Genomic DNA, 15001 nt, shown 5'->3' with positions numbered 1-15001 from the left:
CGGCGGGCCTGTTCGTTTTGGGCGGGTGCCGACGTCGGCACCGGTGGTGTCGTCGTGGGTGGGTTGTCGCGGTCGCGGCTCGCGCCGCTCCTACAGTCGGAAACGGCACAGGCCGCAGCCCCTGTAGGAGCGGCGCGAGCCGCGACCGCGACAATCCGACTACGACAAACTCCGCTCTCGCGCCGCGTCCCGGCAAAATAACCCCGCCCCCCGCCCGCCCCACTCCGATGCTGATCGCCCTCAACAAACCCTACGGCGCGCTCTCGCAGTTCACCGACCGCAGCCAGCCGCCGAAGCCGACCCTGGCCGGGTTCGGGCTGCCGGCCGGGGTCTACGCCGCGGGGCGCCTGGATCACGACAGCGAAGGCCTGCTGCTGCTGACCGACGACGGCGCGCTCGCCCATCGCCTGACCGACCCGCGCCACAAGCAGGCCAAGACCTATCTGGTCCAGGTCGAAGGCGAGCCGTCCGCGGCGCAGTTGCAGCGCCTGCGCGACGGGGTCGAACTCAACGACGGGCCGACCCTGCCGGCGCGCGCGCGCGCGCTCGACCCGCCGGACTGGCTGTGGCCGCGCGATCCGCCGGTGCGGTTCCGCAAGACCGTGCCCGACGCGTGGCTGGAACTGAGCATCGGCGAAGGCCGCAACCGCCAGGTGCGGCGGATGACCGCCGCGGTCGGCCTGCCGACGCTGCGCCTGATCCGGGTGGCGATCGGCCCGCACCGGCTCGGCGGGCTGGCGCCGGGGCAGTGGCGCGCGCTGTGAACTGAGCGCCGCGCTTACGGCGCGCAGTGGCGCAGCGCGTCGTCCAGGGTCCGCACTTCCACCCCGCGGCACACCGGCGCGGGCACCACGCACTCCAGGTACGGCCGCGCCCAGCGCCGCGATTCGGCCTTGCCGGCGACCGTCGCCGGCGCGCCGACGCGGGCGGCGCAGCGCTCGTGCGCGCGATCGACGTAACGCCGGCAATCGGCCGGCCCGAGCCGCTCGCCGCCGGCGGCGCCGCGGTCGCACAGGCCGTAGGCGGTTTCGCGCCACAGCGCGAAGAACTCGGCGCGCGGCACCGGCTGGCGCTCGATCTCGTCCAGGCGGTAGCGCGGCGCCGGCGGGGCGAACCAGTGCAGGTAGGCGAACGCGGCGACCGCGACCAGCGCGATCAGCAGCAAAAGACGTTGCATGCGCGAAACCTTGGCGCAGTTCGGGGGCGCGGCATTTTCGCGGATCGGCGGCGCGCTGACGAGACTCGGCGCTCAAGCCGGCGCCTTGCGGGCCTGTGCGGACGCTGCCGACGCGCGATCGGCCTGACCTGCGCGGCCGCTGGCTCGCTCACCTTCGCTCACCCGCCTTCGCTATCGCCGGCGCAGTGTCGCCGCGACCGCGGTCGCAGCTCGCCGGCGCGGCTGCGAAAACGTCCCCATTTGATCCCGCCGCGGCGCTGGCGCCGCCCGCGCGCGCGGCCTTAGCGTCGACGACAGCTACGCGCCTGGCGCTACGCCACTCGCGGTCTGCTCAACGGAAGGAGCCCGACCCATGTCCACCCTGCGTTCCCTGTCCCTCGGCGTCGGCCTCGCGCTGGCCGCCGGGTCCGCCAGCCTGCTGCACGCGCCGGCCGCATCCGCCGCCGAAGAACCCTTGCCGTTCGAACTGGCCCCACCGGTGGTCGAGGACATGCTGATCACCCCGACCCCGCAGTCGGGCCAGGGCGACGCCCTGCTGCAGCTGATCTACGCCAAGGAGCAGCAGCTGCCGGCCGAGATCAACTTCAACGTCGGCGACAAGCCCGTAGTCCTGCGCCGCGACGAGAAGGACCCGCAGCTCTACAGCGCGCCGATCCCGTTCGACTTCGAAGGCTTCGTCAAGGAGCAGAGCGAGCGCAAGGAGCAGGCCGGGCAGAAGCTGACCGTGGCGACCTTCGTCGACCGCGAGTTCCGCGGCGAGGCGCCGATGGCGTTCCTCGAACCGGAAACCCTGCGCAAGCAGATCGAGCTGCAGATGCCGATCCGGATTCCGTTCCCGGTGGTGTTCGGCCCGGCGGCGCTGGTGCGGCCGGAGCGCTCGCTGCTGGTCACCTCGCCGAGCGTGATCGAGGACCCGACCCGCACCTTCGACCTGTGCACCGGCGCCGGCAACGCCAACGGCGCCTGGACCTTCAACAGGCTGATGACCAACATGGCGAATCAGCCGGTCAGCGGCGTGACCCCGGCGGACTTCACCGAGAACTGGCTGCGCCAGTGGGCCACCACCCAGACCATCAACACCTTCCCGGCCGCGGCGCGCGCGCAGGTCATCAACCAGGTGCTCAACGCCTGGGAAAAGGACACCGTTACCGGCAAGCTGCGCATGGACCGCGCGCCGCTGCGCCTGCTGGCGATCGTCAACCGCATGGACCTGCGCACCAACTCGGCCTACGGCGGCGGCACCGCCGGCGAAGGCCGGTTCGTGTTCGGCGTGCTCCGGCGCAACGCCAGCGGCAGTTGTTCGGTGCTGCCGTTCACGGTGATCCTGGAATACGGCATTCCGATCACCGGCTGCACCAACATCCGCAGCTATGCGCGCCAGTGGGGCGCGTTGGGCACGCTGACCTTGGGCTCGCCGGCCTACAACTCGCAGCTGCAGGTCATCACCGACCGCTTCACCGCGGCCAACGCCGCGCCGGCCAAGCCGAACCGCAGCGCGATCAACCAGGTGCGCACCAACGAGTTCCTGCAAAGCCCGTGGGAACTGCGCGAGTTCGCCATCGCCCGCGGCGCCAACCAACTGACCATGACGACGTCCAAGCAGACGCCGCACCACAGCCTCAACAACTCGATCCTGCTCGGCGATTACATCTGGGACTTTTCGGCGCAGATCCTGGCCAACAACTACCAGGTGCCGCTGGTCTACCAGGGCCAGCGCATGCTGACCGGCGCGGTGCCGAACGGGCCGCCGCAGCAGTTCTGGAACGGTCCGGGCGCCGGCAACGACGAGCGCCACGGGTTCTCGCTCAACACCTGCAACGCCTGCCACGGCGCCGAGACCCAGACCACCAACTTCCTCCACATCGCCCCGCGCGCGTCCGGCGCGACCTCGCTGCTGTCGCGGTTCCTGATCGGCAACAACCCGGCGGGCAGCAGCCTCGCCAATCCGGGCACCTTCACCATGGCCGACCCCTTAAGCGGCACGCCGCGCACCTACGGCGACCTCAAGGACCGCGCGACCAAGCTGTCGGCGCTGCAGAGCAACGCCTGCCTGTCCGGCGCCGTGTTCCACGAAGCCCTCAGCGTGCCGCTGCTGGCGACCCACTGAGGCTGGCCCGAAGTGCGTAAGCGAACAGGCGCCCTCGGGCGCCTGTTCGCGTTTGCGCGCCGGCTCAGCCCGACGCTTTGTCCGCCGCCGCCACCGGCACCGAGTTCGCCCCCGGCCGGCTCAGCAGCAACACCCCGCCGAGCACCACCGCGGTGCCGACCAGCTGGATCGCGGTGATCTTCTCGCCGAGCACCCAGGCGCCGAGGAACACCAGCGACACCGGCCCGATCACCGAGAACTGCGCCGCGGTGCCGGCGCCCAGGCGCCCGACCGCGGCCATGGTGAAGGTCACCGGCAGGAAGGTGCAGAACACCGCGTTGGCCGCGGCCAGCGCATAGACCTGCCACGGCAGGCCGAACAGGGCCGCCGGGTCGCGCGCGATCAGGTAATGCGCCAGCACCGCGGCGGTCGACACGATCATCGCCCACGCCACCAACTGCAACGACCCCAGGCGCTTGACCAGCTCGCCCGACATCGCCAGGTACAGCGCGTAGCTGACCGCCGCGCCGAGCACCAGCGCGCTGCCGAGCAGCACGTGCTCGCCTTCCACGCGCAGGTTCTCGACCATCACCAGGACCACGCCGGCGTAGCTGACCGCCAGCGCCGCCCACTCGCGCGCGGCGACCCGGCGGCCGAACGCGAACAGGCCGATCAGCAGCACGATGGTCGGGTTGAGGAACAGGATCAGCCGCTCCAGCGACACCGGCACGTACTCCAGGCCCCAGAAGTCGAGCAGGCTCGACAGGTAATAGCCGAGCACGCCGAGCACCACGATCAGGCCCCAGTCGCGCCGGGTCGGCAGCGCGCCGCGCACGCGCGCGCGGCGGTGCTCGCGCGCGCCCAGGGCGACGAACAACGGCAGCGAGAAGGCCATGCGCAGGGCCAGCACTTGCAGCGAATCGACGCCGAAGCGGTATTGCAGCTTGGCCAGGATCGCCTTGGCCGAGAACAGGATCGCGCCGGCGGCGGCGAGGGCGAAGCCGGTGCGGCGGACAGAGGCGGAGGACACGGGCGGACAGGGCTCGGGTGGACGCGTGCGCCGCCTGCGTGGCGCGGGCAGCGACGGCGCTTGGGGAATGGGAGAAACGACAGGCAGGGCCGCGACGAAGATCGCGGCGCCGTGGCGACAGGGTAAGGCCGGGCGCAGCCCAGCGACACCGCGCCGCACCCGTCGGCCTTTGCCGGCGTGGGCGTTCGGCCGGACGGGAGGCGCTCAGCGAAGCGCGCCGACGGCGCGTACGCGGCAATACCGGGCGCTTCAGCCGCCGGCGCTGGCCGCATCCAACGCCGCGATCTCATCGACCGCCAGCCTCAGGCGCGCCGCCGCCATCAGTTCCTGCAACTGCGCCACGCTGGTCGCGCCGGCGATCGGCGCGGTCACCGACGGCCGCGCCATCAGCCACGCCAGCGCCACCTGCGCCGGCGTGGCGCCGTGGCCGGCGGCGACCGCGTCGAGCGCGGCCAGGATGCGCAGCCCGCGCGCGTCCAGATACCGGGCCACCGCGCCGCCGCGCGCCGCGCTTTTGCCGAGGTCGTCGCGGCCGCGGTATTTGCCGGTCAGAAAACCGCTGGCCAGCGAGTAATACCCGATGACGCCGAGGCCGCGTTCGCGCGCCAACGGCTCCAGTTCGGCCTCGAAGCCGGCGCGATCGCAGAGGTTGTACTGCGGTTGCAGGGTTTCGTAACGCGGCAGCCCGTGCCGCTGCGACACCTCCAGGGCCTGCGCCAGACGCGTCGCCGAGTAGTTCGACGCGCCGATCGCGCGCACCTTGCCCTGTTCGATCAGCCGGGCGAACGCGCCGAGGGTGTCCTCCAGCGGCACCGAGGGATCGTCCGCGTGGGCCTGATAGAGATCGATGGTGTCGGTGCCGAGCCGGCGCAGCGAATCCTCCACCGCCGCCTGGATCGTGGCCGGCGCCAGCCCGCGCCGCGGCGCCCACTTGCCGACCTTGGTCGCGACGACGATGCGCTCGCGGCGCCCGCCGCCCTGGGCCAGCCAGCGGCCGATGATGCGCTCGGACTCGCCGCCCTGGTTGCCCGGCACCCAGGCCGAGTACGCGTCGGCGGTATCGACCAGGGCGAAACCGGCCTCGATGAAGGCGTCGAGCAGGGCGAAACCGGTCGCCTCGTCGGCGCTCCAGCCCAATACGTTGCCGCCGAACGCCAGCGGCGCGACCGACAGGGAAGAACGACCGAGCGGGCGCATTTTCATTGCGCTTTCCTTAATGCGGGAGTGTTCATGATGCGCCGCCGCATTGCGACCGTCATTCACCTTCGTGTGGGCCATCGTTACCGGTTGCGGCAGGTCGTCGCAGGGCAGTGAACGATTCATCATTCCCGGCTCCGATACCGCCTTTGCGTGAAGGTTTCTGTTAACTTGCCACACGATTTCCACGCGATTCACAAATGCGAATTTTGTGTGAATTATGTGGCAGTCCAGCGCCCTCAGGAGATTTACAGGACGTGAGCACTCCCGCGACATCCACCGGTCGCATCTTGGTCGTCGACGACCAGGCCGCGAATCTGCGCGTGGTGACCGCCCTGCTGTCCCGCCAGGGTTATGAAGTGGTGGCCGCCTCGACCGGCGACGAGGCCTTGCAGTTGTACGCGCAGTCCCCGCCCGACCTGATCCTGCTCGACGTGATGATGCCGGGCATGGACGGTTTCGAAGTCATGGACGCGCTGCGCGCCGGCTCGCCGTTGCGGGTGCCGGTGGTGTTCGTCACCGCCGCCCACGACCGCGACCTGCTGCTGCGCGCGTTCGACGCCGGCGTGGTCGATTACGTCACCAAACCGTTCCTGCCCGAAGAACTGCTGGCGCGGGTCAACGCCCACGTCGGCCTCAAGCTCACCCGCGACCGGCTCGAGCGGGTCGCGCGCGAGCGCGAGGAACTGGTCAACCTGGTCGCGCACGACCTGAAGAATCCGTTGACCAGCGTGCTGTTCGCCAGCGACCTGCTGATCAACAACGGCTGCAAGCCCGAGCGCGTGCCGCGCTATCTGCAAATGATCCACGAGAGCGCCGACGACGCGCTGGGGTATATCCGCCATTACCTGGAAACCCAGGCCGGCCACCGCGAACGCGCCGAACAAAGCGCCCGCGCCGACCTGGCCGAAACCCTGGACTGGCTGGTGCGCCGCTACGAAATGCAGCTCGACGCGCGCGGCATCCGGGTGCAGGTGCAGCCGCCGCCGAACGGTTCGGCGCAGGTGGCGATGGACTCGCGGGTGCTGCGTCAGGTCAGCGAGAATCTGGTCACCAACGCGATGAAGTATGCGCCCGGCGGCGACCTGACCTTGGCCGCGCGCAACAGCGCGCCGGGTTTCTGGCAGTTGATCGTCGCCGACCGCGGCCCGGGCATTCCGGTGGCGCGCCAGCGCGAGCTGTTCAAACCCTTCGTGCGCTTGCACGACAACGACATCGACGACGGGTTGTCGAGCGGGCTGGGCTTGTCGCTGGCCAAGCAGATCGTGGTCAATGCCGGCGGGCAGCTTTGGTATGAAGAACGCAAGCATGGCGGCTCGCGGTTCATTATCGAGTTGCCGGAGGCCTGACGGGTTTCTCGCGCTGCGGTGCGTTCGCTGTAGTCGAGTTTTCGCGGTCGCAGCTTGCGCAGCTCCTACAGTCGGATACGCAACCTGCCGAGGCCCCTGTAGGAGCTGCGCAAGCTGCGACCGCGAAAACTCGACCACGACGCAACCCAAACGAAAAAGCCGGCGCATCCGCGCCGGCTTTTTGTTATTCCGACGAAGCGCCGCAACCGGCGCCTCGTTCACGCGCAAACGTACTTACTCGGCGGCACCCTCGTCCGCGCCATTGCGCGTACGCCGGCGCCCCGCGCCCGGCGCCGAACGGCGCGCGTCGATGCGCCGCGCCGAACCTTCGATCGGTTCGCCTTCGGCCTGCTTGCGCGCCTTGCGCCGCGCCGCGGCGTACCACAGCAAACCCGCGCCGGCGACGGCGGCGACCGCGACCACCGGATTGCGGCGGATGAAACCGCCGGCGGTGCGCGCGCCGGCCTTGACCACGCCGAGCTTGGCGCCGGTGTCGAGCCACTGGCCGGCCTTGGGCGCGGCCTCCTTGAGGTTGGCGCTGATCGCGTGCACCAGTTCCAGCGCGCGGTCGGGCAGGGAATCGAACTTGCTCATCGTGTCGGTCCTGGACGAGAGAAACGGGCTCCAGTGTCGGCGCGCCACCGTTGAAATTCTGTGAGCGGGGCGACGCTGGCGTGGCTTGGGGCTGAATGTGGGAGAGAGGATACGACGGGTGGGTGGCGTCGTGATTGTGGCGGCGCGGTCGCGGCTTGCGCCGCTCCTACAGGGGGCGGGTGTGGGTGGCGTCGTGGTTGTGGTGGCGTGGTCGCGGCTTGCGCCGCTCCTACAGGAAGCCGGTGCGAGTTATGTGCCGCGCGGTTTTGCGCGGTGTGTGGCCTTGGCGGTCCACGGGTCGTCGGGCCATGGATGCTTGGGGTAGCGGCCTTTCATTTCCTTCTTCACTTCCGGATACGTGCGTTCCCAGAAACCGCGCAGGTCCTGGGTGACTTGCAGCGGCCGGCCCGCCGGCGACAGCAGGTGCAGGGTCAGCGGCACGCGGCCGTCGGCGATGCGCGGGGTGTCGGCCAGGCCGAACAGTTCCTGCAGCTTCACCGCGAGCACCGGCGCGCTGGCGCCGATATGGGCGTCGTGAGTTTCGGCTTCGAAGTCGTAGTGGATCGCGCGTTCCTGACCCGACGGCACCGTGATGCGCGTCGGCGCCAGCGTTTCGAGCTTCTGCCGCCAGCTCCAGTCGGCGAGCGAACGCAGCGCTTCGCCGAAGCCGGCTTCGTCGAGCGCGTCGAGCCGGGTCTTGCCGCGCAAGGCCGGCTTGAGCCAGGTGTCGAGGCCCGCCATCAAGGCTTCGTCGCTCAGATCCGGCAACGCGTGTTCGCCCTGCGCCAGCTCGGGCATCCACTCGCGCAGGCAGCGCAGGCGCGCGCGCCACTGGCGCAGCGATTCGGTCCACGGCAACGCGTCCAGGCCGAGCTGGCGCACCGCGTCGACCAAGGCGTCGGCGTAGCGCGCCGGATCGGGTTTGGCCAGCGGCCGGCTGTCGATCACGATGCGGTCGAAGCGGCGTTCGCGCACCGCCGCGATCCCGCGCGCGTTGGCGTCCCACACCACCCGGTCCTCGCTGACGAAACGCTGCGGGAACTCGCGCTCCAGCCGCGCCTCGTCGAGCGGCGCGGCGCGCAGGATGCGCGCGTCGCGCGGATCGTCGCGCAGTTCGGCGACCAGCAGCCACGGTTCGCCGTACACGGCGCTGTCGTCGAACAGCTTGGCGCTGCGGCCGTTGGCGAGCTGATAACGATACGGATCGCTGGGATGCTGGCGGCCGATGCGGTCGGGAAACGCGTGCGCGAGCAGGTCGCCGAGCAAGTGCGCGGGCGCCGACGCGGGCGGCGCGGCGTCGACGCGCAAACGCCGGCGCCATTGCTTGCTGGCCTGATCGAGCGCGGCCAGGGCCGAACGCGACGCGTCCGCCGGCGCGCGGCCGGCGCGGAACGCGGCCAGCGCCTGCCAGCGCGCGTGCAGCGCGTCGCCGCCGCTGCGCAGCGGGTCGCGCGCTTCCAGCAGCGCGGCCAGATCGCAGGCCAGGGCGCGTTCGCCGGCGTCGCTCGGCGCCAGCAGCATCGCCGCCAGCCGCGGGTGGGTGCCGAGCGCGAGCATGCGCCGGCCGAACGCAGTGATGACCGGCTGCGCGCCGGCGCCGGGTTCCAGCGCGCCCAGGCGCAGCAGCAGTTCGCGCGCCGCGGCCATCGCGCCGGGCGGCGGCGCATCGACGAAACGCAGGCCGGCGTCGCCCCAGGCGGCCAGTTCCAGCGCCAGCCCGGCCAGTTCGACCTGGGCCATTTCCGGCCGCCGCTGCGGCTCCAGCCGCTGCGATTCGGGCCATAAACGGTACGCCCAGCCGTCGGCGACGCGGCCGGCGCGGCCGGCGCGCTGGTCGGCCGAGGCCTGGGCGATGGCGACCACGTCGAGGCGGGCGAAGCCGCTGTTGGGGTCGTAGCGCGGCTCGCGCGCCAACCCCGCATCGACGACCACGCGCACGCCGGGCAGGGTCACGCTGGATTCGGCGACGTTGGTCGCCAGCACCACCCGGCGGCGGCCGTCGGGATCGGGCTGGAGCACGCGGCTTTGCTGCTCGACCGGCAGTTCGCCGTGCAGGGTCAGCACATCGACGCCGCGCGCGGCCTCGCTGCCGGCCAACGCCGCTTCGGCGCGCGCGATCTCGCGCTGGCCCGGCAGGAACGCGAGCACGTCGCCGGGGTGCGCGCCCAGCGCGTGTTCGACCGCGCGCTTGAGCTGGTGTTCGGGCTTCTCCTCGCGCCGCGCCGGCAGGTGCGCGATCTGCACCGGGTAGCTGCGCCCGGCGCTGCTGAGCCGCGGCGCGTCGAGGAACTGCGCCAACCGCTCGCCGTCGAGGGTCGCCGACATCACCACGATGCGCAGGTCCTCGCGCAGCGAGGCCTGCACGTCCAGGGCCAGGGCCAGGCCGAGGTCGGCGGCCAGATGGCGTTCGTGGAATTCGTCGAACAGCAGCGCGCCGACCCCGTCGAGGGTCGGATCGTCCTGGATCATCCGGGTCAGGATGCCCTCGGTGACGACTTCGATCCGGGTCCGCGCGGACACCTTGTTCTCGAAGCGGATGCGATAGCCGACCGTGTCGCCGGCGGCTTCGCCGCGCTGGCGCGCCATGAACTGGGCGGCCGCGCGCGCGGCGACGCGGCGCGGCTCCAGCATGACGATCTTGCGCCCGCCGAGCCACGGCGCATCGAGCAGCGCCGGCGGCACCTGGGTGGTCTTGCCGGCGCCGGGCGGCGCTTCCAGCACCAGGCGCGGATGGGCGGCGAGGCTGTCGCGGATCTGCGGCAGCAAGGAATCGATCGGAAAGGCGGGGCTGTTCACCCGCGCAAGGATACGGACCGGCGGCGGCGGCCGGAATGGCGCCGCCGCCGGTGCCGCTCAGGGCTTGGCGTATTCGCCGCAGCCGTAATACAGCTTGTCCGGATCGCTGCTCGCGCCGATCACCAGGAACACCGCCTGCGAATACTTCTTGCCGCGGGCGTCCTGGCACGGCTGGCCGGCCTTGCTCGGTGCGACCAGCACCTGCGCCGGCAGCGAGCGCTGCTGCAGGATGACCGGCCCGGCGAGGCCGTACTGGCCCTTGAGTTCGCCGAACACCGGCAGCTTCAGCACCGGCTCGACCGATTTCAGCGTGCCCGCGGCGATCGGCACGCCGCGCGGGCTGGACAGGCGCAGCTCGACCGCGCCGGCCTCCACGCGCTTGAGTTCGACCCGCCAGACCGGGTTGACGTTGCCGCCGCTGAAGGTCTGTTTGGGGAAATCCAGGCCGGCGGCGGCGGGCGTGGCGGCGTGGACGACGCCGGCGGCGGCCAGCAGCGCGGCCAGGCCGAGGGAAGCGATGCGCATGGACAGTCTCCTGGGCGGCCCCTGCCGCCGTGTATGCAAGCAACGCGGCCGCACCGCCGTTGTGAAGCGCGCCGGTCGTCCGCCGCGGGCGGCGCGCGGGTTGGGCCGGCTGCGGCCAGCATCTACACTGCGCGCTGCCTTCGCTTCCGCTGTGCCCCATGCAACTGATCGACATCGGCGCCAACCTCACCCACGACAGCTTCGACGCCGACCGCGACGCGGTGCTGCAACGCGCCCGCGACGCAGGCGTGGCGCGCATGGTGATCACCGGCGCCAGCCGCGAGCATTCGCCCAAGGCGCTGGAGCTGGCGCGGCGGCATCCCGGCGAGCTGTTCGCCACCGCCGGCGTGCACCCGCACCACGCCAGCGAATACACCGCCGAATGCGACGCGGAAATGCGCGCGCTGCTGGCCCACGACGAAGTCGTCGCGGTCGGCGAATGCGGCCTGGACTACTTCCGCGATTTCTCGCCGCGCCCGGCGCAGCGGCGCGCGTTCGAGATGCAGTTGCAGACCGCGGTCGACACCGGCAAGCCGCTGTTCCTGCACCAGCGCGACGCCCACGACGACTTCGTGGCGATGATGAAGAACTTCGACGGCAAGCTCGGCCCGGCGGTGGTGCATTGCTTCACCGGCACGCGCGAGGAACTGTTCGCCTATCTCGACCGCGACTGGTACATCGGCATCACCGGCTGGCTGTGCGACGAGCGCCGCGGCCTGCATCTGCGCGAGCTGGTCAAGCACATTCCCGCCGAGCGGCTGATGATCGAAACCGACGCGCCGTACCTGCTGCCGCGCACGGTCAAGCCGGCGCCCTCGCACCGGCGCAACGAGCCGATGTACCTGGCCCATATCGTCGAGGAACTGGCGCGCGACCGCGGCGAAGACGTCGCCGTCACCGCCGCCAACAGCACCGCGGCGGCCAGCGCCTTCTTCCGCTTGCCCGGCTGAGCGCGACGCAAAAAAAGGGCCGACCCGTCGGAGAGCGGGCCGGCCATCGGAGTACAGCCTCCACTTCGCGGGCTTGCTCGGCGCAAGCCCGCGTCTTGCCTTACATCCTCAGAACTTCCACTCGAACGCCAGGTTGTAGCGGCGGCCGAGCACGTCGTAGGTCGAGAACGCGTCCGCCGAGGTCTGCGCCGGGAACGGCGGGGCTTTGTCGAACAGATTGGTCACCGCCAGCCGCAGCATGGCGTGATCGTTGAGGCGGTAGCGCACGCCGCCGTTGAACAGCCAGTAGTCGCCGACCTTGAGGATGTCGCGGGTTTCCGGCGTGTTGAGCACGTTGAACTCGGCGCTGCTGAGGTAGTTGCCAGTCAGGTTCAGGCCCCAGCGGCCCTTCTCCCACGCGCCGCTGAGCTGGTACTGGCGCTTGGACGTGCCGATCTCGCCGGCCGAAGGATTCGGCGAGACGCCGGTGACGTCGATCGTCAGCTCCTTGGGGAAGTAGCCGGTCAGGCCGAACGCGAAGCGGCCGAAGCGGTCGGTGTCGAAGCGGTAGGCGATCTCGGTCGAATACGCCTCCATCGTCAGCGACTTGCCGTTGACGAAGCCGCTGATGAAGCTGGTCGCCTGGCCCGCGCCGGCGCTGCTGCCCGGGGCGTTGCGGACGATGCGGCTGCAGAACGAGTTGGCGTTGGGCACGTCGCCGGCGTTGAAGTCGGACGCGTCGAAGCAGGCGGTGGCGATGTCGGCCGCGGTCAGGCTGCTGATGACGTCCTTGATCTTGATGTTGTAGTAATCGGCGGTGACGGTCAGGCCTTCGGCGAACGACGGCGCCCAGGTGAAGCCGTAGGTGTAGGAGTCGGCCGACTCGTTGCGCAGGTTCGGATTGCCGCCGGAGATGCCCTGGATCGACGCGCCGTTGGCATTCGAGGTGAAGTTGGTCAGGCCGTAGTAATTGAGGAAGGCCTGGCAATTGCGCTTGCGGTTGGCGACGTTCGCGCCGCTGTTGATGAAGCGCGCGTCGCAGGGGTCGCCGGTGACGAACTGGAACGAGGTCGCCTGCGGCAGGAACGCTTCGGTGATCGCCGGCGAACGCAGCGAACGGGTGAAGTTGCCGCGGATTTCCAGGTCTTCGAACGGCTTCCACTGCAGGCCGTAGGTGTAGGTGTCGAACTTGCCGTTGATCGAGTTGTCGACCTGGCGGTACTTGCCGATCACGTCGAGCTTACGCAGGCCGATGAAGTTGCGCTCGGGATTGACCAGCGGCAGCACGAACTCGCCGAACCACTCGTTGGTGGTGTACTGGCCCTGCAGCGGGGTGATCGGCACCGAACGGCCCAGGCCCTGCTCGAGGAACGAGCCCGGATCGAACAAACCGCTTTCCTTGCGGTGTTCGAAACCGATGTTGTATTGCAGCGGCCCGCTCCACAGGTTGAACAGGGTGCTGGAGACGTTGACGTTGTAGACCTCCTGCTCCTGCAGCGCCTGCGAGGCGGTGCGGGTGGTCACGTACTGGCGCGCGGCCGCGCTGGGGCGGCCTTCGCCGAACAGGTCCAGCGGCACGCAGTTCGGATCGGGCTTGGCGGTGACCCCGCCCGGCACCACCACGCCGGCGACCGGCGCGCCGGCGCAGACCACCTGGCCGTTGACCCGGATCACGTTGAGCGCGTTGACGAAGTTCTGCTGGTTCAGCGAGGTGCCGTACGCGCGCGAGTCGCTGCGGCCGTAGTTGGCCGAGGCTTCCCAGTAGAAGGTGCGCTCGCCGATGTCGAAATCGCCTTCCAGGCCGAGCACGATCCGGCCCAGCTCGGTGGTGCCGCTGCCGTTGTTGGTGATCAGGTCGCGCGAGGCGCGCGAGAGGTTGAACGCGGTCACGCCGAGCGCGTTCAACTGCGCGCGGGCCTGATCGGTCAGCAGCGCGTAGGTGGTCGGAAAGCGCAGCATCTGGCTGGCGCCGCCGAACAGCGGCGAGTTGTAGGCCCACTGGTCGGTCAGCTCGGTGCTTTCGGCCGAATAGAACGAGCCTTCCATGAACACGTCGACGCGATCGTTCAGCGCCCAGCGCGCGGTGGTGTTGACCGACATGCGCTTGAGGTCGGAGATCACCTGGCCGGCATCGACCAGGCTGATGCCGTCGCCGCCGCTGGCGTCGGTGGCCGAGTACGGAATGCCCTGGTTGTACGGCACCAGGTTGCCGCTGCGGTCGAACGCGAGCACGGTGTTGCCGCCGGGGCCGAAGCCGTTGGCGATCATGTTGTCGGTGCCGGGCTTGAACGCGCCGCTGACCGGCGAGATCAGGCCGCCGAACGGGGTCGACCAGATCCGGCGGTCGCGGATCAGCACGCCGTTGGGAATGCCGTCGCCGTTGCCGGTGTTGAACGGGATGTTCGGGTTGTAGCGGCCGTCGTTGGCCGGCGTGCGGCCCGGGAACAGCGCGGCCATGCGCGCGGCCAGCGGGTTGGCGGCGTTGAAGTAGCCGGCGCGGAAGAAATCGCGGTCCTTCTGCAGCACGCCCTTGCTGTCGTCGTAGGTGAACGAGAAGGTGACGTTGCCGCGGCCGTCGTCGAAGTTCGCGCCGACCAGGGCCCAGGCGTTGTAGCGCTCGTTGTCGCCTTGCTCGGTGACGCCGTAGCTGGCGCCGGCTTCCACGCCTTCGTAGTTCTTGCGCAGGATCACGTTGACCACGCCGGCGATGGCGTCGGAGCCGTAGGTCGGCGCGCCGCCGATGGCGATGTTCTCGACCCGCTCGACCAGCGCGGTCGGGATCGCGTTGAGGTCGACCTGCAGGCCCGGCGCGGCCGGTCCGAACAGCGTGGTCGGCGCGCTGGTGACGAAGCGGCGGCCGTTGACCAGGGTCAGCGTGCGCGCGCTGCCGATGCCGAAGCGGTTGACGAAGTTGACGCCGGTGCCGAAGGTCGCCTGGCCGCCTTCGGGCGTGATTCCGACGCCGAAGCCGGGAATTTCGTTGAGCGCGTCGGCGACGTTGGTGATGCCGCGCGCGGAGATGTACTCCTTGCTGACGACGGTCGCCGGCTCGAGCGTGTCGAAACCGGCGCGGCGGATGCGCGAACCGGTGACGACCAGCCGGTCGAGCTCGGTGGTCTTGGTGCTGGCCGGTTTGTCGGCTTCCGCGGCGGCGGGCGCAGCCGGCGGCGTTTGCTGCGCCCAGACGGCCGGAGCGGCCAGCACCAGGCAGATGCCCAGCATGAGCGGCGAACGGCGCGGCGCAACGCCGCGACGGTGAGTCGTTTGCATGAGTTTTCCCCCGAAAAGTCATCCGTGGCCTTGCGCCACGGGACCTCA

The 15001-nt window shown here is 70.3% G+C and carries 11 protein-coding genes; 4 read left to right on the top strand and 7 right to left on the bottom strand.

The annotated features are described in order from the left end of the window. Window positions 1-227 precede the first annotated feature (227 nt). On the top strand, window positions 228-764 hold the full coding sequence (locus JHW38_RS16715) for a pseudouridine synthase (RefSeq protein WP_207522457.1): 537 nt from the start codon (window positions 228-230) through the stop codon (window positions 762-764). Window positions 765-778: 14 nt separating this feature from the next. On the opposite strand, the gene JHW38_RS16710 is transcribed toward JHW38_RS16715, so the two are convergent. Next, window positions 779-1177: a hypothetical protein gene (locus tag JHW38_RS16710; RefSeq protein WP_207522456.1), complete on the bottom strand. Its 399-nt coding sequence runs from the start codon at window positions 1175-1177 to the stop codon at window positions 779-781. A 352-nt stretch (window positions 1178-1529) separates the two neighbouring features. Here JHW38_RS16710 and JHW38_RS16705 point away from each other — a divergent pair, with 352 nt between their 5' ends. Beyond that, entirely contained in the window at window positions 1530-3284 is a 1755-nt protein-coding gene (locus tag JHW38_RS16705; RefSeq protein ID WP_207522455.1) for a hypothetical protein, read from the top strand. A 64-nt stretch (window positions 3285-3348) separates the two neighbouring features. Here the strand turns inward: JHW38_RS16705 and JHW38_RS16700 are convergent, their stop codons facing one another. Then, on the bottom strand, window positions 3349-4293 hold the full coding sequence (locus JHW38_RS16700; RefSeq protein WP_207522454.1) for a DMT family transporter: 945 nt from the start codon (window positions 4291-4293) through the stop codon (window positions 3349-3351). A gap of 249 nt (window positions 4294-4542) precedes the next feature. Beyond that, window positions 4543-5496, bottom strand: a complete 954-nt coding sequence (locus JHW38_RS16695) for an aldo/keto reductase (RefSeq protein ID WP_207522453.1) — start codon at window positions 5494-5496, stop codon at window positions 4543-4545. Between the two features lie 251 nt (window positions 5497-5747). Between JHW38_RS16695 and JHW38_RS16690 the strand changes: the two genes are divergently transcribed. Next, a complete protein-coding gene (locus tag JHW38_RS16690) occupies window positions 5748-6839 on the top strand; it encodes a hybrid sensor histidine kinase/response regulator (RefSeq protein WP_207522452.1) in 1092 nt (363 codons plus the stop codon). A 234-nt stretch (window positions 6840-7073) separates the two neighbouring features. On the opposite strand, the gene JHW38_RS16685 is transcribed toward JHW38_RS16690, so the two are convergent. The 3 genes from JHW38_RS16685 to JHW38_RS16675 form a co-directional block, all read right to left on the bottom strand. Further along, the gene (locus tag JHW38_RS16685; RefSeq protein WP_207522451.1) at window positions 7074-7433 is read right to left on the bottom strand and encodes a hypothetical protein; all 360 of its coding nucleotides are present in this window, start codon (window positions 7431-7433) and stop codon (window positions 7074-7076) included. A 249-nt stretch (window positions 7434-7682) separates the two neighbouring features. After that, on the bottom strand, window positions 7683-10229 hold the full coding sequence (gene hrpB, locus JHW38_RS16680) for an ATP-dependent helicase HrpB (protein ID WP_207522450.1): 2547 nt from the start codon (window positions 10227-10229) through the stop codon (window positions 7683-7685). A gap of 57 nt (window positions 10230-10286) precedes the next feature. Beyond that, window positions 10287-10754: a hypothetical protein gene (locus tag JHW38_RS16675; protein ID WP_207522449.1), complete on the bottom strand. Its 468-nt coding sequence runs from the start codon at window positions 10752-10754 to the stop codon at window positions 10287-10289. Between the two features lie 158 nt (window positions 10755-10912). Between JHW38_RS16675 and JHW38_RS16670 the strand changes: the two genes are divergently transcribed. Next, a complete protein-coding gene (locus JHW38_RS16670) occupies window positions 10913-11704 on the top strand; it encodes a TatD family hydrolase (RefSeq protein ID WP_207522448.1) in 792 nt (263 codons plus the stop codon). A 108-nt stretch (window positions 11705-11812) separates the two neighbouring features. Here JHW38_RS16670 and JHW38_RS16665 read toward each other — a convergent pair whose 3' ends face one another. Beyond that, window positions 11813-14905: a TonB-dependent receptor domain-containing protein gene (locus JHW38_RS16665; protein ID WP_207522447.1), complete on the bottom strand. Its 3093-nt coding sequence runs from the start codon at window positions 14903-14905 to the stop codon at window positions 11813-11815. Between the last annotated feature and the right edge of the window lie 96 nt (window positions 14906-15001).

The sequence above is a fragment of the Lysobacter enzymogenes genome (assembly GCF_017355525.1).
GTDB lineage: Bacteria > Pseudomonadota > Gammaproteobacteria > Xanthomonadales > Xanthomonadaceae > Lysobacter > Lysobacter enzymogenes_C.
Note: the sequence above shows the minus strand (reverse complement) of the source record. Positions and strands in the feature narration are given on the sequence as shown.

Excerpts from the sequence above, each read along its gene's own strand:
- JHW38_RS16665 (WP_207522447.1), bottom strand. The coding sequence starts at position 14,905 with ATGCTGGGCATCTGCCTGGTGCTGGCCGCTCCGGCCGTCTGGGCGCAG.
- JHW38_RS16695 (WP_207522453.1), bottom strand. The coding sequence starts at position 5,496 with ATGAAAATGCGCCCGCTCGGTCGTTCTTCCCTGTCGGTCGCGCCGCTG.
- JHW38_RS16715 (WP_207522457.1), top strand. The coding sequence starts at position 228 with ATGCTGATCGCCCTCAACAAACCCTACGGCGCGCTCTCGCAGTTCACC.
- JHW38_RS16705 (WP_207522455.1), top strand. The coding sequence starts at position 1,530 with ATGTCCACCCTGCGTTCCCTGTCCCTCGGCGTCGGCCTCGCGCTGGCC.
- JHW38_RS16675 (WP_207522449.1), bottom strand. The coding sequence starts at position 10,754 with ATGCGCATCGCTTCCCTCGGCCTGGCCGCGCTGCTGGCCGCCGCCGGC.
- JHW38_RS16670 (WP_207522448.1), top strand. The coding sequence starts at position 10,913 with ATGCAACTGATCGACATCGGCGCCAACCTCACCCACGACAGCTTCGAC.
- JHW38_RS16710 (WP_207522456.1), bottom strand. The coding sequence starts at position 1,177 with ATGCAACGTCTTTTGCTGCTGATCGCGCTGGTCGCGGTCGCCGCGTTC.
- JHW38_RS16685 (WP_207522451.1), bottom strand. The coding sequence starts at position 7,433 with ATGAGCAAGTTCGATTCCCTGCCCGACCGCGCGCTGGAACTGGTGCAC.